Annotated in this window: 11 protein-coding genes, 1 tRNA gene and 1 pseudogene; 8 read left to right on the top strand and 5 right to left on the bottom strand. The window is 65.3% G+C overall.

Annotation, left to right across the window (positions count from 1 at the left end; translation table 11 throughout):
* Nucleotides 1–34: 34 nt before the first annotated feature.
* A complete protein-coding gene (locus GO986_RS14830) occupies nt 35–1,501 on the bottom strand; it encodes a hypothetical protein (RefSeq protein WP_157460090.1) in 1,467 nt (488 codons plus the stop codon).
* A gap of 210 nt (nt 1,502–1,711) precedes the next feature.
* On the opposite strand from GO986_RS14830, the gene GO986_RS14825 reads away from it, so the two are divergent.
* The 6 genes from GO986_RS14825 to ppk1 all read left to right on the top strand — a co-directional run bounded on the left by GO986_RS14825 (nt 1,712) and on the right by ppk1 (nt 7,135).
* Nucleotides 1,712–2,587 carry a VOC family protein gene (locus GO986_RS14825; RefSeq protein WP_157460089.1) on the top strand — a complete coding sequence of 292 codons (876 nt, stop codon included), beginning with the start codon at nt 1,712–1,714 and terminating at the stop codon, nt 2,585–2,587.
* 141 nt (nt 2,588–2,728) lie between these two features.
* A complete protein-coding gene (locus GO986_RS14820) occupies nt 2,729–3,568 on the top strand; it encodes a hypothetical protein (protein WP_157460088.1) in 840 nt (279 codons plus the stop codon).
* Nucleotides 3,569–3,606: 38 nt separating this feature from the next.
* Entirely contained in the window at nt 3,607–3,927 is a 321-nt protein-coding gene (locus GO986_RS14815; RefSeq protein ID WP_157460087.1) for a Rieske 2Fe-2S domain-containing protein, read from the top strand.
* Nucleotides 3,928–4,204: 277 nt separating this feature from the next.
* Entirely contained in the window at nt 4,205–4,444 is a 240-nt protein-coding gene (locus GO986_RS14810) for a hypothetical protein (RefSeq protein ID WP_157460086.1), read from the top strand.
* Nucleotides 4,441–4,881, top strand: coding sequence for a hypothetical protein (locus GO986_RS14805; RefSeq protein WP_157460085.1), 441 nt, complete (start codon nt 4,441–4,443; stop codon nt 4,879–4,881). The genes GO986_RS14810 and GO986_RS14805 overlap by 4 nt, the downstream gene beginning before the upstream one ends.
* A gap of 151 nt (nt 4,882–5,032) precedes the next feature.
* The gene (gene ppk1, locus GO986_RS14800; RefSeq protein WP_224575968.1) at nt 5,033–7,135 is read left to right on the top strand and encodes a polyphosphate kinase 1; all 2,103 of its coding nucleotides are present in this window, start codon (nt 5,033–5,035) and stop codon (nt 7,133–7,135) included.
* Nucleotides 7,136–7,237: 102 nt separating this feature from the next.
* Here the strand turns inward: ppk1 and GO986_RS14795 are convergent.
* Nucleotides 7,238–8,024 (bottom strand): annotated as a pseudogene (locus GO986_RS14795) (IS5 family transposase).
* 404 nt (nt 8,025–8,428) lie between these two features.
* Entirely contained in the window at nt 8,429–10,147 is a 1,719-nt protein-coding gene (locus tag GO986_RS14790; protein WP_157460083.1) for a 30S ribosomal protein S1, read from the bottom strand.
* A gap of 292 nt (nt 10,148–10,439) precedes the next feature.
* Here GO986_RS14790 and GO986_RS14785 point away from each other — a divergent pair.
* Nucleotides 10,440–10,513 (top strand) — tRNA-Gln (locus GO986_RS14785).
* A 63-nt stretch (nt 10,514–10,576) separates the two neighbouring features.
* On the opposite strand, the gene GO986_RS14780 is transcribed toward GO986_RS14785, so the two are convergent.
* Entirely contained in the window at nt 10,577–11,020 is a 444-nt protein-coding gene (locus GO986_RS14780) for a GNAT family N-acetyltransferase (RefSeq protein WP_157460082.1), read from the bottom strand.
* Nucleotides 11,021–11,073: 53 nt separating this feature from the next.
* Between GO986_RS14780 and treS the strand changes: the two genes are divergently transcribed.
* Nucleotides 11,074–12,732 (top strand): maltose alpha-D-glucosyltransferase, encoded by a 1,659-nt coding sequence (gene treS / locus GO986_RS14775; RefSeq protein ID WP_157460081.1) that lies wholly within the window; start codon nt 11,074–11,076, stop codon nt 12,730–12,732.
* Nucleotides 12,733–12,789: 57 nt separating this feature from the next.
* Here the strand turns inward: treS and glpX are convergent, their stop codons facing one another.
* Nucleotides 12,790–13,803, bottom strand: a complete 1,014-nt coding sequence (glpX, locus tag GO986_RS14770; protein ID WP_157460080.1) for a class II fructose-bisphosphatase — start codon at nt 13,801–13,803, stop codon at nt 12,790–12,792.
* Nucleotides 13,804–13,937: the final 134 nt, after the last annotated feature.

Genomic DNA, 13,937 nt, shown 5'->3' with positions numbered 1-13,937 from the left:
GCCGGCCTGGGTAGTGTCCAGACCGGCCCTTCTTTTATGCTGCTCTGACCTTCCTTGCTGGCCACTGCAGCGTCAGCAAGGCCAGCGTAGCCAGCGCTGTAACCAACAAGCCTGCGTGCCCGCCACTCAGAAAGGCTAGTGGCAGCGCGGCGCACAGGACGAGGGGAACTCGCAGGTGCCGTCGATGCGCAGGTGAAAGGAGCAGCCAGGCCAGCCCCAGGCCAGTCAGGCTGCCTGCCCCCTCGGCCAGCAGCGGGGGCAGATAGGCCGTCAGCACGCCGCCCAGCACAAAGCCCAGTGCCAGCCCCAGCAGACTCATTGTCAGGGTCAGGGGCCGGAGCGGGAGGCGCCGGGTCAGTGCCCACAACACGCACAGTAGCGCGGCCAGACCCAGGGCCGCTGTCTGTCCCAGATGCACCTTATGCAGCGTCTCCCGCAGGTTGCCGCCAGTAAACACAACCGCCACGTCCTGTGCGGTAATTACGTCGGTCAGTCGCCAGCGGAGGGTGTGCTGGCTGCCCAGCGCTGTACGGGTCTGGGATGTCGGGAACAGCGCGTACCGCTGAAATTTGGCTGGCCGGTTGGTGGTGAGGGTCAGGTCGAGGTCGCGCAAGGCCTCGCGGCGGCTCAGGACATAGCTCCAGGCCCGCGCGCCCTGGTGGGCGTAACGCACCTGCACCTTGACTGTGCCCCGCGCCGGAACCTCTCCTTCCCAAGCCGCGCCCTCCAGCGCGGTGCCTGGCCGCAGCGGTGTGCCGTTCACCACGAACTGAAAGCCGCTCAGGGTGCCGCTCCCCTGCGGCAGGGGAAAGAAAAAGCGCATGGTGGCGGCCTCGTCCAGTGGATTGGTGAAGGCATAGGTCGCGTCAAAGGTGGCGTTGTAAAAGCTGGCACGCCCACCAGCCGGGTCGGTGAAAGCCAGGTTGGCCCGGATGGATGCCCGGTCCAGGTCTACGGGCCGTTCGGTCAGCAGCGTGACGGCCCGGCTGTAGGTCAGGGTCTCGCCCTGGCGCGTAAAACCTTCCTGCAGATCCTGCACGCTGCCAGCGGCACCTCCCAGATACGGCAGCAATTGGGTCCAGCCGTCATTCACACCTATGCGGGTCACCACGTCGCGTGGCAGGGCCAGACTGCGGGTGTAGGTGCGGGTTTCCAGCAGCGCGGCGCTGGGGGCCCGCTGGGCGGTTTGCCCGCCGTCCGGGTCGGCGGCGTTGGCGTAGCGTGCGCTCTGCTGGGCGCTGAGGCGGGTGTCCACGGCGCGGCGCGTGACCGTCACGGCCAGCAGCCCCGCGCCCAGGGCCAGGGCCACCAGGCTCCACGCGGCGATTTGCGGCGCCTGAACCGCCAGCCAACTCAGCGCGGCGCGGGCGCGGGACCGGTCCAGCAGGCTCAGCAGCAGCAGGGCAATCAGAAGCGTGCCCAGCAGCAGTCCAGCAGGCAGGGCCAGACGGGCAAGGTCATGTAGAGCATCCAGAACGGCAGCAAAGGTGGACTGAACCATGAAAAACCTCCAAGACTCTCTCGATGTGTAAGTGACTCACCTGAGTCAATACCTCACCGGGCTGCCGAGCATCCTTCTTTAGAGGGAGAGGCGAAAAGTGGGGTGAAGCTAGAAGCCGAAGAGGCTTTGAGAGCAACTCAAAGCCTCAAAAGTATCTTTTAGAAAATAAATCAGTTGATTTTTTAAACCTAAGCTGTCATGCTGTTGCCTATGACTTCTGTTCTTGCTTCCTCAACCCACATGGGACCAGTGGAACTGGCGGCGCGTGACCTTCAGGGCCTGGCCGCGTTCTACCAGCGCCTCTTGGGGCTCAGCGTGAGCTGGCTGGGCGCCCAGCGCGCGGTGCTCAGTGCCCAGGGCACGCCGCTGCTGCACCTCCAGGCGGCGCCGCAGTGGCCGCCCGCGCCGGTCAGCCGGCCGGGGCTCTATCACACCGCCTTTTTGCTCCCCACCCGCGCTGACCTGGGCCGCTGGTTGGCGCACGCGGCGGGTCTGGGGCTGCGGATTGGCAGTGGCGATCACCTCGTCAGTGAAGCGTTTTATCTTCAGGACCCCGAGAGCAACGGCATTGAGGTCTATGCAGACCGGCCGCGCGATACCTGGGTGTGGCAAGGCGGTCAGGTGCAGATGGGCACGCAGGCGGTGGACACGGCAGCGGTGCTGGCGGCCGCAGGCCTGGACCCCCGCCACCTCACTGACGACCCCTACGCTGCGCCGGCCGGCACCGCCATTGGGCACGTTCATCTGAAGGTCGGCCACGCGGCGCAGGCGGCGGCGTGGTACGGCGAGACGCTGGGCCTGGACCTGGTGGCCGATATGGGCAGCGCGGCGTTTCTGTCGTGGGGCGGCTATCACCACCACATCGGCCTCAACGAGTGGCACACGGTGGGGCAACCCCGACCGACGGCCGAGGCCGCAGGTCTGGCGGGCCTCACGGTCCAGACGCCAGACCTGACTGCCCTGCGGGCCCATCTGAGCGGCCGGGCAGAGCTGGAAGAAGAGACCGATGTGCTGCGGCTGCGTGATCCCTGGGGCAACCGCATCACTGTTCAGCAGATTGGAGCAGAGGACCGTCTGTCCCGTTGAAACCGCTATGGAAGACTCTGCTGAGGTGGTTGGGACACTGCTGCCTGCGCGGCCTGTCTCTGGCCTCTCGCCCAGCCGATTAATAAGAAGCTTGCCGCTGCTCCTCAGCTTTCTGGTGGCGCGCAGGCCGTAGGCTGGGCCATGCGCCTGCTGATTCCTGCTTTGCTGCTGTTGCTGCCGGCCACTGCTGCGCCGGTGGCCAAGGTGTATCCGGTTCTGGCGGCTCTGCCGGGCCAGGCTACGCCGTATTTTCTGGGGGCGTGGGCAGGGGACCGTTGGCTAGACCCTGACGCTGCCCGCGCCCGGTTGACGGGCCAGGAAACCTACACCCGCCTGGCGCTGGGGCAGGCGCCGCAGACGGTGAGGGGTCAGAAGCCGGCCACGCTGGATTCTCCCTGCGAATGGGCTTCAGAGGTGGCCGTGCGGCCCGCCGCGCAGCTGGCGCTGTCTACCTTGTTTGTCGCTGGTGGCATGCGGGCGCAGCCCCGGCCTGTCACGGTGCTGCCCAACACCAATGCGGTCTACGCCAGCCTCGTCCGTGCCGAACTGGTGCGGCGGGGCCTTCAGAACCCGAATGTTCGCATCACCCGGCTGGTGCGCGCCGACGTGGATGGCAACGGCACCCAGGAGGTCATCATTGAGGCCAGCCGTTTTGCCGAGCGCAGCAGTGAGTCTCCGCCGCCCGTGGGCCAGCCAGGTGACTACAGCCTGCTGCTCCTGCGGCATGTGGCGGGCAGTGGGGTTAAGACCGTTACGCTGGGGGCGCATGTGGCGCCGCTCAAGCCCTGGGACCCTGGCAGCGACGTGCCTATGCCGATGGCCAATCTCTACCGGCTGGTTGGGCTGGCTGACCTGAACGGCGACAGCCGCATGGAGATTGCCGTTCAGGCCGCCTATTACGAAGGGGTGGGGGTCGGCGTGGCCGAATGGAAGCCGTCTGGCCTGCGCCAAACGCCTTTAGAGAGCGGCTGCGGGGTGTAGCGCCTGTAGCGCCGCCCTGCGCGCTAGACTCGGCCCTCATGAGTGAGCGCGTATTGGTGGGCCAGCAGACTGACCTCCCCGAAGGAAGTCAGGTTGCGGTCCTGGTGGGTGGAGTCAGCGTGGTGGTGGTGAACTTTGAAGGCCAGTACTACGCCCTGCGCAACAACTGCACCCACAAGGATTACCCTCTGCTGGGCGGCGAGGTCAGCGCGGGGCGCATCACCTGCGAAAAGCACGGTGCCAAGTTCGAGTTAAGCACGGGCAAGGCCAAGACGCTGCCCGCCGTCAAGCCCGTGCGCCTGTACCGCACTGAATTGGAGGACGGTCAGGTGTACGTGGCGCCGCTGGAATCAGCCTGAGAGAGGTTGTCAATCGGAGAGGAGGTGCGGCCTCCGGTCGCTGCGGCGAGGACCGAGTCGGGGAAGAAGTGGGCCGGTGGGAACGCTGGTGCCCAGCGGGCGTTGCCATCAGCAGAGCCCCTTCTGCTCTTGACTGGAATTGCCACACAGTCCAAAGACAGCGCCCGCTTGCGAAAACTGGCATAGCCGGCCAATGCCTCCTCAGCCAGTCTGGCCGCCGTGTGCCTGACGGCCAGGGCGTACACTGGGGGCACTTCACCGTGCCGCAGGGGGCCACATGCTGGAACGCCCGCAGAAAAAGACCAAACGCAAGCCCGCACCTGGCGAACCAGAGCAGGCGGCGCCTCTCGTGCCCACGCTGCGGGAGTCGAAGGCCCCCGACCCACCGCTCCTGACGCCACTGCGGCCCCGGCGGGTGACGCTGGCGGCCCTGTCGGCGCGTGCAGACCAGAGCCAGGCCGCCTCGTTGGACGGGCGACCGCTGCGGCGCCGGGCCCGACGCCGGGTGAAGGCATGACGCGCCGCGCGGCCAGTGGTCAGCAGGCCACCCTGCCGGCGCCGACTGTAGCTGACCTGCTGCGTGGCCAGGGCTTTACGGTGCAGGCCGAGGGCGAGTGGGGTCTGTCCCTGGCGTTTGAGGGGGAACAGTATTTTCTGCTGCCTCAGGCCGGGGACGAGGTGTTTTACCACCTGCTGCGGCCTGGGCTGTGGCCCCTGACCACCGATGAGGATCACGGCGCGGCGCTGTACGCCTGCGACGAGGTTAACCGCACAGCCAAGCTGGTCAAGCTGCACACCGCTGACAGCGAGGTCTGGGCCAGCGTTGAAGGGCTATATGACACCCCGGCGGCGTTCTGCGCGGCGCTGCCCCGCTGGCTGGCGGCTTTGCAGGAGGGCGCGCGGGCATTTTCCGCCACCATGCAGGGCCTGTCGTCTCTTCAGGCCGAACCTTGACTCTGGGCGGCGCCGCCGCCGCGCTGGTATACCCTGGGCGTTGACGTTCACCTGACCGTCGTGCCCTCTACTGCCCCGTGGAGTTTGTCCCAAGGAGTCTGTCACTGTGCCCCCCAAGAACACCGAGCGTCCCGCGTCGCCCTCCGCCTCTGTGCCTGCTGCCCGTCGGCGGCGAACGGCCAAGGCGGCCGGTGCGTCGCCCGCGCAGGAGAGGCCAGCGGCACCCAGGACGCACAGCACCGTCGCCAATGCCCAGAGCGAGTTTCTGAACCGCGAGCTGTCCTGGCTGGCCTTTAACGAGCGGGTGCTGGCCGAGGCCCGCGACGAGCGCAATCCACCTCTGGAGCGCCTGAAATACGCCGCCATCTGCGGCAGCAACCTCGACGAGTTTTTCATGGTGCGCGTGGCGGGGGTTCACCGGCAGATTGCGGCGGGCGTGAACACCCCCGGCCCCGACGGCCTGCTGCCCCGCGAAACGCTGGCCCTGGTGCGTGAACGGACCCAGGCCATGCTGCGCGAAATCGAGACCGCGACCCGCCGGACCCTGCGCGACCTGAACCGGCAGGGCGTCAAGCTGGCCAAGACCTCAGAGCTGGGCCGCCGGGCCCGCGCGCAGCTGCGCGAGCACTACCTGGCCGAGATTCAGCCGGTCCTGACGCCGCTGGTCGTAGACCCCAGCCACCCCTTTCCGTACCTCAGCAACCTCAGCCTGAATCTGGCGGTGCTGCTGGCGTCCGGCGAGGACGAGGAGCCGGAATTTGCCCGCGTAAAGGTGCCGGTGGGCGTGCTGCCGCGCGCCGTCTGCATTGCCGACACGGTCCTCCTGCTTGAAGACGTGATTGCCGCGCACATTGAGGAACTGTTCAAGGGCCGTGAGGTGCTGGCGGCCCACGCCTTCCGCGTGACGCGCAACACCGATTACGAGTTCGAGGAAGAAGAAGCCGAGGACCTGCTGGCCACCATTGAAGACGGCCTGCGCCGCCGCCGCTTTGGGTCGGCCGTGCGGCTGGAGGTCATGCGCGACACGCCTCCCGCCCTGATTACCTTCTTGCAAGAGCGCCTGCGCCTGGATTCCGAGGACATCTTTACCCTGGAAGGCCCGCTGGGCACCGCCGACCTGATGGGGCTGCCCGTCAAGCGCCCGGAGCTGACCTTTGCCCCGTACTCGCCCGCCGTGCCGGACCTGGATGGTGACGAAGAGGACGGCATCTTTGACACCATTCGTCAGGGTGACGTGCTGCTGCACCATCCCTACGACGGCTTTGCCAACATTCTGGACTTTCTGGAAGAGGCCAGCCGCGACCCGCAGGTGCTGGCCATCAAGCAGACGCTCTACCGCACAGGCGACGACCCGCGCCTGCTGTCGGCTCTGCGCGCTGCCGCCGAGAACGGCAAACAGGTGGTGGCCCTGATTGAACTCAAGGCCCGCTTTGACGAGCAGCGCAATATTTCCTGGGCCAGAAAGTTGGAACGGGCCGGGGCGCATGTGGTGTACGGCGTGGCGGGCCTGAAAACCCACGCCAAGGTCACCATGATTGTGCGGCGCGAGGAAGGCGGCTTGCGGCGCTACGTGCATATCGGCACCGGCAACTACAATGCCAAGACCGCACGCCTGTACACCGACCTGAGCCTGCTCTCGGCCGACCCCGATCTGGGCGCCGATGTGGCCGAGCTGTTTAACCACCTGACCGGCTACGCCGAGGCGGAGTACACGCACCTGCTGGTGGCCCCTGACACGGCCCGCACCGGCTTTGAGGCGTTGCTGGAGCGGGAAGCCGCCCACGCCCGCGATGGCCTGGACGCCTGGGTGCGCGTCAAGCTCAATCAGCTTACCGACCCTGGCCTGATTGAGGCGCTTTACCGTGCAGCCAGTGTCGGCGTGAGGATCGAGATGATTATTCGCGGGGTCTGCTGCCTGCGCCCCGGCATGCCCGAACAGTCGCAGACCATCCGGGTGCGCAGCCTGCTGGGCCGCTACCTGGAACATGCCCGCGTCTTCGCTTTCGGTAACGGCGGCAGCCCGGAAGTGTACTTTGGCAGCGCCGACTGGATGAGCCGCAACCTGGACCGCCGCGTTGAGGTGATTGCTCCGGTGCTGGATGACCGCCACCGCGAGGCCTTTCTGAGCATTCTGGACACGGAGTGGGCCGACACGCGTGGCTCCTGGGAACTCAACGCTGAAGGCGAGTACGAGAAGATGCCCGGTGACTTCAGCGCCCAAGCGACGTTTGCTGCGGCGCGGCATCCGGGGTAGGGGATAGCGTGGGTCTTACAGGCTGGCTCTTGCACACGACCTTGCAGGAGACGCAGTCTGTACTGAAGCGGTATACAGCTGAGCTAGAGGGTGCCAAGAACGTTATGCAAAAAGGGGCTTTAAGTTGTTGCAGAGCAGAACGCAGGCGGCGAGGATGTGGAAGCCGACCAGGGTGGACGACAGGCGCTCCAGGTCACGTCCGAGGCGTCTGAAGCGCGACAGCCACGCCAGTGAGCGCTCCACGACCCAGCGTTTGGGCAACAGGACGAACCCCTTGATGGCTTCGGGGCGCTTGACGACGATCAATTCAACCCCGGCCTGGGTGGCATCAAAAGCGGTCTGGGTGCTGATCGGCGAAGGCGACTTGGACCGTCACACCTGTAGCTTCCTGCACGTCTAGGCACAGGTCTTTGACCTGTGCTCGGTCTTGCTCATTAGCCGGTGTGGTGAGCACCGCCAGGACGTGCCCCAGGGTGTCGACGGCCAGATGGACTTTGGTGCCCCTGCGCTTCTTCGCGCCGTCAAAGCCGGCACGGTGGCCGCTCTCTGGTGTGCTCTGGAGTGTGCGACTGTCGATGATGATCGCCGTTGGCTCACCATGCCGGCTCTTCTCCACGCGGGACAGCAGCCGCAAATCATGCGCCGCGCTCTGAAAACACGCGGCCTCAAACCAGCGGTGCGCCTGTTGGTGCACCGTCTGCGCCGGTGGGAAGTCATGGGGCAAATACGCCCACTGCGCGCCAGTGCGCGCGACCCAAAGCAGGGCGTTCAGCACGTCTCGAATGGGATATTTCCGTTGTCTGGCGTCTTCAGGACTGAGCAGCAAATATGGGAGCAGAAAGAAATACGTGTCGTCATCGACGTCACTCGGATACCCTCGGCGCGTCACCCACCCATTCTGCTCGTTACGAAGTCTCTACCGCGAACTTCAAACCTGTTCTTGGCACCCTCTAGGCACAGGATGACGCCTTTTGAGAGACGGTCACGCCTCCTCGCTCTGCCTAGAGACAATAAGAAACCCGTTGGAGGCACAGCGCGGCCTCTGGCTCCTCTGCTGCATAGAGAATTCAAGCGACGATGGAACGTTGCGAAATAGGGGAGATGTGTAAAGAGATTGGCATTGGCCGACTGATTCTTTTCTGGCGTGTAAGCGTAATGGACGGAGTGATCTTGCAAAAGACGCTCTCACCTTCACTGCGAAGGGGCACGGCCCCTCTTATCTGCCTTCCACATCTAAACGCAAGAACACCCCGGGCCGCTTTGGCTCGGGGTGTTCTTGAACTTGCCTGGGGCTTAGCCCTGGGTGTCGTCCGTGCCTTCGGTTTCGGGGGTGTCGGCCTTCTTGTCGCTGCCCAGACCAAACTGCGCAAACAGGTCGGCGTACACGTCGCCCAGCTTGGTGCTGATCTTCCCGCCCTGCTGGGCGTCCTTGGCGTTGTAAGCGTAGTCGGCGTCGCCACGGCGACCGCCACGGCCACCAGCGCCGCGTGGGCCACCCTGGCCGCCACCGCTGCTGTAGCGGTCGCTGCGGGCGCCGCCACCCTGCGACACGTAGTCGCGCTGGGCGGGCACGCTGCCGCCACCCAGGAAGCGGCGACGGCTGAGGCTGGCACGCTGCTCCACGGGGTCAATGTTCAGAATGACGGCTTCGATCTCGTCGCCCTTCTTGAACAGGTCGGCGGGGTTGTTCACGCGCTGGGTGTCCAGTTCGCTGATGTGAATCAGGCCCTCGATGCCTTCCTCGATCTCCATGAACACGCCGAAGTCGGTCATGCCAGTGATCTTGCCCTTCACGGGGGTGCCAGGTGGGTAGCGGTCAGGCAGCGCGCTCCAGGGATCGTCCGTGGTCTGACGAATCCCGAGGCTGATGCGGCGGTCCTTGGGGTCAATGCGCAGGATGACGGCCTCAACTTCGTCGCCTTCCTTCATGACCTCGTTGGGGTGACGCACGCGCTTGGTCCAGCTCATTTCGCTGACATGGACCAGCCCTTCCAGACCCGACTCCAGCTCCACGAAGGCGCCGAAGTTGGTGAGGTTGGTGACCTTACCGTTGACCTTCTGACCAATGCTGTAGCGCTCGGTGGCGCCTTCCCAGGGGTCCTGGGTGAGGGCCTTCATGGACAGGTTGATGCGCTCGCGCCCACCATCGACATCCATGACCTGCACCTGCACCTTGTCGCCCACCTTGACCACGTCGCGGGGGTGGTTAAAGCGGCCGTAGGTCAGCTCGCTGCGGTGAACCAGACCGTCAATGCCGCCCAGGTTCACGAACACGCCGAAGTCGGTGATTTCCACAACTTCGCCTTCAAACTGGGCGCCGGCTTCCAGCTGGCCCACGGTTTCTTCACGGGCCTTGGCCTTCTGGGCTTCCAGAATGGCGCGGTGGCTGATGATGACGCGGTTGCGCTTGCGGTTCAGCTCAATGAGCTTGACCATCAGCGGCTTGCCCACGTAGGGGTCAAGGTCGTTGACGCGGCGGGTGTCCACCTGGCTGGCCGGGAGGAACGCACGAATGCCTTCAACCTGCGCGACCAGGCCGCCGCGCACCTTTTCCAGCACCTCGACCTCAAAGGCCTCGCCCTGTTCCTGCATCTTTTCAAGAACGCGCCAGCCCTTGTCCTGGTCGGCACGCTTCTTGCTCAGCACAATCTGGCTGTTGGGCAGGTCAACGCGCACCACGTAGGCCTCAATCTGTTCGCCGGCCTTGTACATCTCCTGGGCCTGCTCCAGCGTGACCGGCTCGTCGCCGAGCTGGTTGAGGGGAATGATGCCCTCAACTTTTGCACCAATGTCCACGGCAATGCCTTCCTGGCCAATGAACACGATGGTGCCGTCCACGATGTCACCGCGCGTGACGCTCTGGGGCTCCTGCGCCTCACTGGCGAGGATGTCCTCCATGGTCATCGCGGGGTACTCGCGCTCCTCCACGGGGGTGGGGGCGCTGGGCTGGGTGGTGCCCGTCGTGGGCTGAGTCCCGCCTTGCTGGGCGGGGGTCTGGGTGTTGTCTTCCATGAACTCCTGTCCTCCTGAGCACGGGGGCACTGCGGCCCCTGCACTGGCCTGATACCTGCTCTCCTTGCGAAGCTGACTCTACGGTCATGACCTGGCAACGGGCGCGGCAACACCTCAGTGTATCAGAGTTTGGCGAAGCGCGCCAACTGCGCTCTGAACGCAGTCCAGCGCTGTTTTAACGTGGAATCAGTCCGGGGCCGCGCTGGCCCGGTGGTGGGGGTGAGCCTTGACGCCTGCCGCTACGGGCATCTATACTCCCTGACGCTGCTTTTGGCAGCAGTCAGAGTTGCGTTGGGGCATCGTCTAATGGCAGGACGACGGTCTCTGACACCGTTAATCTAGGTTCGAGTCCTAGTGCCCCAGCCAGTCAGAACCCACCCGTTCGGGTGGGTTTTTGCTTTGTTCTGCCGGTGTTGTTATCCAGTGCCCTTAGAGTGCCCGTTCCATCTCCAGGCGGTCCAGGCCAGGCCCGTAGCCCTCGGGCGTGCGCTGCCGGACCTCGAAGCCCAGCCGCTCATAGAACGGCGCTGTGAGCTGGCTGGTGTCCAGGCAGACCCGGCGCGCGCCCAAGTCGCGCAGCAGACGCAGGCGGGCCTCAACCAGCACAGTCCCCAGGCCCTGACCCTGCCGCTCACGCGCCACCATGCCCCAGACGAAGAAGCCGGTCTGCATGTCGTCCTCCAGCGCCACGCCGCCGCAAGCCACCACCTCGCCCCCCACTTCTACGACGAGGTACTGCGGGGTCTCGTTCAGGTCGGTCTCGAAATCGGCGCGCTCGGTGGGCAGAAAAAAGTCCGGTACATTGCTCAGAAAAATGCGCAGGACCGCGCCGCGGTCCTGCGGTGTCAACGGACGCACAAGAGGCTGGGGCATGGTCCTATGTTGTACCTGTGGCAGCGATTCCATTCGGCGTTACACTGGACCGCATGACCCAGGTTGCCGCGCCCGAATGGTACAAGAGCGCCGTTTTCTATGAACTCTCGGTCCGGACCTTTGCCGATGGCAACGGTGACGGCAAGGGTGATTTTCCAGGCCTGACCGGCAAGCTGGATTATCTGAAGAATCTGGGCGTGGACTGCCTGTGGCTGCTGCCCTTCTACCCCAGCCCCCTGCGCGACGACGGCTATGACGTGGCGGACTACACCGGCATTCACCCGGACCTGGGCACCCTGGAGGATTTCAAGGTCTTCTTGCGCGAGGCCCATGTGCGGGGCCTGCGGGTGATTGGCGACCTCGTGACCAATCACACCTCCTCGGACCATCCGTGGTTTCAGGCGGCGCGGCGCGGCCCGACCCTGCCCGACGGCAGTCCCAACGAGTACCACGACTATTACGTCTGGAGTGACACCGGCACCGAATACGCCGACGCGCGCATCATCTTCACCGACACCGAGACGAGCAACTGGACGCGGGATGACGTGAGTGGGCGCTTTTACTGGCACCGCTTTTTTGCCAGCCAGCCGGACCTGAACTTCGACAATCCGCGCGTGGTGGACGAACTGCTGAGCGCGGCCCGGTTCTGGCTGGACCTGGGCGTGGACGGCTTCCGGGTGGACGCCGTACCCTACCTGATTGAGCGGGAGGGCACCAACTGCGAGAACCTGCCCGAAACCCACGCCATCCTCAAACAGATGCGCCGCCTGGTGGATGAGGAGTATCCGGGGCGCCTGCTGCTGGCCGAGGCCAACCAGTGGCCCGAGGAAGTCGTGGAGTACTTTGGCACCGATGCCGAGCCGGAATTCCACATGTGCTTCAACTTTCCGGTGATGCCCCGGCTGTACATGAGCCTGAAAAAAGAGGACACCACCTCGATTCGGGAGATCATGGACCGCCTGCCGCAGATTCCGAAGTTTGGGCAGTGGGCTACCTTTCTGCGCAACCACGACGAACTGACGCTGGAAATGGTGACCGACGAGGAGCGCGCCTTCATGTACGCCGCCTACGCGCCGGACACCCGCATGAAGATCAACGTGGGCATTCGCCGCCGCCTGGCCCCGCTGCTCGACAATGACCGCCGCCGTGTGGAACTGTTGACCACGGTGCTGCTGGCGCTGCCCGGCAGTCCCATCCTGTACTACGGCGACGAGATTGGCATGGGGGATGACCTCTCGCTGGCTGACCGCAACGGCGTCCGCACCCCCATGCAGTGGAACGCCGGCATGAGCGGCGGCTTCTCGACCTGCCCGCCCGAACACTGCTTCTTTCCGCCGATTGGCGACCCGGTGTACGGGTACGGCCGCGTGAACGTGCAGAGCCAGGAGCGCGACCCCAGCAGCCTGCTGAAATGGACTGCCCGCCAGCTGGAACTGCGCCGCGCCCACCCCGCGTTTGCCCACGGTGAGTTGCAGTTTATCGACACCGACAACCCGGCCATTCTGGCCTTTACCCGCACCACCCCCGACGAAACGCTGCTGATTGTCAGCAACTTTGCCGCCAACGCCCAGGCTGTCAAGCTGGACCTGCACGCCTACGCCGGACGCATGCCCGTGACCCTGGCCGGAGGCAGCCATTTTCCGGCGGTGGGTGAAGACCCCTACGCCATGATTCTGGGCAAGTACGACTACTACTGGCTGCGGCTGAACTGAAGAGAGGCGTGCGGAGGGGCCAGAAACATCCTGGCCCCTCCGCACGCCCTCCCGCCTTTAAATCCTGACGGTGACCCGCGCGCCGTCGTCTTCCAGGTGCACGGTGTCGATAAAGCGCACCACGCGGGTGGCGTAGCCCATCACCAGGGTGTGTGTTCTGGCCCCGCCGCCAAAGCGCCGCACGCCGCTGAGCAGTTCGCCGTAGGTAATGCCGGTGGCGCTGAAGACAATCTGCTTGCCAGGCGCCAGTTCGTGGGTCTTATAGACGCGGGTCTCGTCTACGCCCATCGTCTTGAAGCGCTCTCGCATGGCGTCGTCCTCGGCAATAAAGCGGCCCTGAATCTCGGCGCCCAGGCACTTCATGGCGGCGGCGGACAGCACGCCTTCAGGCGCGCCACCGGACCCCATCAGGGCGTGGACGCCCGTGCCGCGCACGCCCACCTGCAGGCTGGCCACCACATCGCCGTCGCCGATCAGCTTCACGCGGGCGCCGGCGGCCCGCACCCGGCGAATCAGGTCGGCGTGGCGCTCGCGGTCGAGGATGGTGATCATCAGGTCCTCGATGTCGCGTTCCAGGCTCTGGGCCAGGACGTTCAGGTTGGCCTCTACGGGCCACTCCAGATTGACCTTGCCGGCGGCCGGCGGCGGCACCACCAGTTTGTCCATGTAGCAGTCGGGCGCGTGCATCAGGCCGCCGCGTTCGGACAGGGCAATGACCGCCAGACCGTTGGGCAGGCCCTTGGCCGTCACCGAGGTGCCCTCGACGGGGTCCACGGCGATGTCCACCTCGTACTGCCCGGCGCCCACCTTTTCCCCGATGTAGAGCATGGGGGCCTCGTCCATCTCGCCTTCCCCGATGACCACGGTGCCCCGGATGTCGAGGGTGTTCAGCAACTGGCGCATGGCCTCGGTGCCGGCGCCGTCCACCGCGTTCTTGTCGCCCATGCCCATGCGGCGGCTGGCGGCCAGCGCCGCGCCCTCGGTGACCCGCGCCGTTTCCAGCACCAGCGCATGTTCAAAGTTGTGGGAAGAGGTGGGCGCCTCGGCGCCCTTGTGCCGCTTGACCGTCATGGCCTGAACCTAACACGGAGCGGCAAAAAACCGCGCCGGGAGCGGTTCCATACAGGCGAGAGCAGAGGTGTTCAGGCGGCGCGCCGGTCGGCCGCGTCTCGGTCAGGCGGACGGTGCCTGATACGGACTCCGAT

Origin of the sequence: Deinococcus arboris (genome assembly GCF_009755355.1) — a bacterium.
GTDB classification, from domain to species: domain Bacteria; phylum Deinococcota; class Deinococci; order Deinococcales; family Deinococcaceae; genus Deinococcus; species Deinococcus betulae.
This window is presented reverse-complemented; position numbering and strand designations above follow the sequence as displayed.

Bases quoted from the DNA above. Each gene is read 5' to 3' on its own strand.
- treS (WP_157460081.1), top strand. From the start codon at position 11,074: ATGACCCAGGTTGCCGCGCCCGAATGGTACAAGAGCGCCGTTTTCTAT.
- GO986_RS14810 (WP_157460086.1), top strand. From the start codon at position 4,205: ATGCTGGAACGCCCGCAGAAAAAGACCAAACGCAAGCCCGCACCTGGC.
- GO986_RS14820 (WP_157460088.1), top strand. From the start codon at position 2,729: ATGCGCCTGCTGATTCCTGCTTTGCTGCTGTTGCTGCCGGCCACTGCT.
- GO986_RS14805 (WP_157460085.1), top strand. From the start codon at position 4,441: ATGACGCGCCGCGCGGCCAGTGGTCAGCAGGCCACCCTGCCGGCGCCG.
- glpX (WP_157460080.1), bottom strand. From the start codon at position 13,803: ATGACGGTCAAGCGGCACAAGGGCGCCGAGGCGCCCACCTCTTCCCAC.
- GO986_RS14825 (WP_157460089.1), top strand. From the start codon at position 1,712: ATGACTTCTGTTCTTGCTTCCTCAACCCACATGGGACCAGTGGAACTG.
- GO986_RS14815 (WP_157460087.1), top strand. From the start codon at position 3,607: ATGAGTGAGCGCGTATTGGTGGGCCAGCAGACTGACCTCCCCGAAGGA.
- GO986_RS14780 (WP_157460082.1), bottom strand. From the start codon at position 11,020: ATGCCCCAGCCTCTTGTGCGTCCGTTGACACCGCAGGACCGCGGCGCG.
- GO986_RS14830 (WP_157460090.1), bottom strand. From the start codon at position 1,501: ATGGTTCAGTCCACCTTTGCTGCCGTTCTGGATGCTCTACATGACCTT.
- GO986_RS14790 (WP_157460083.1), bottom strand. From the start codon at position 10,147: ATGGAAGACAACACCCAGACCCCCGCCCAGCAAGGCGGGACTCAGCCC.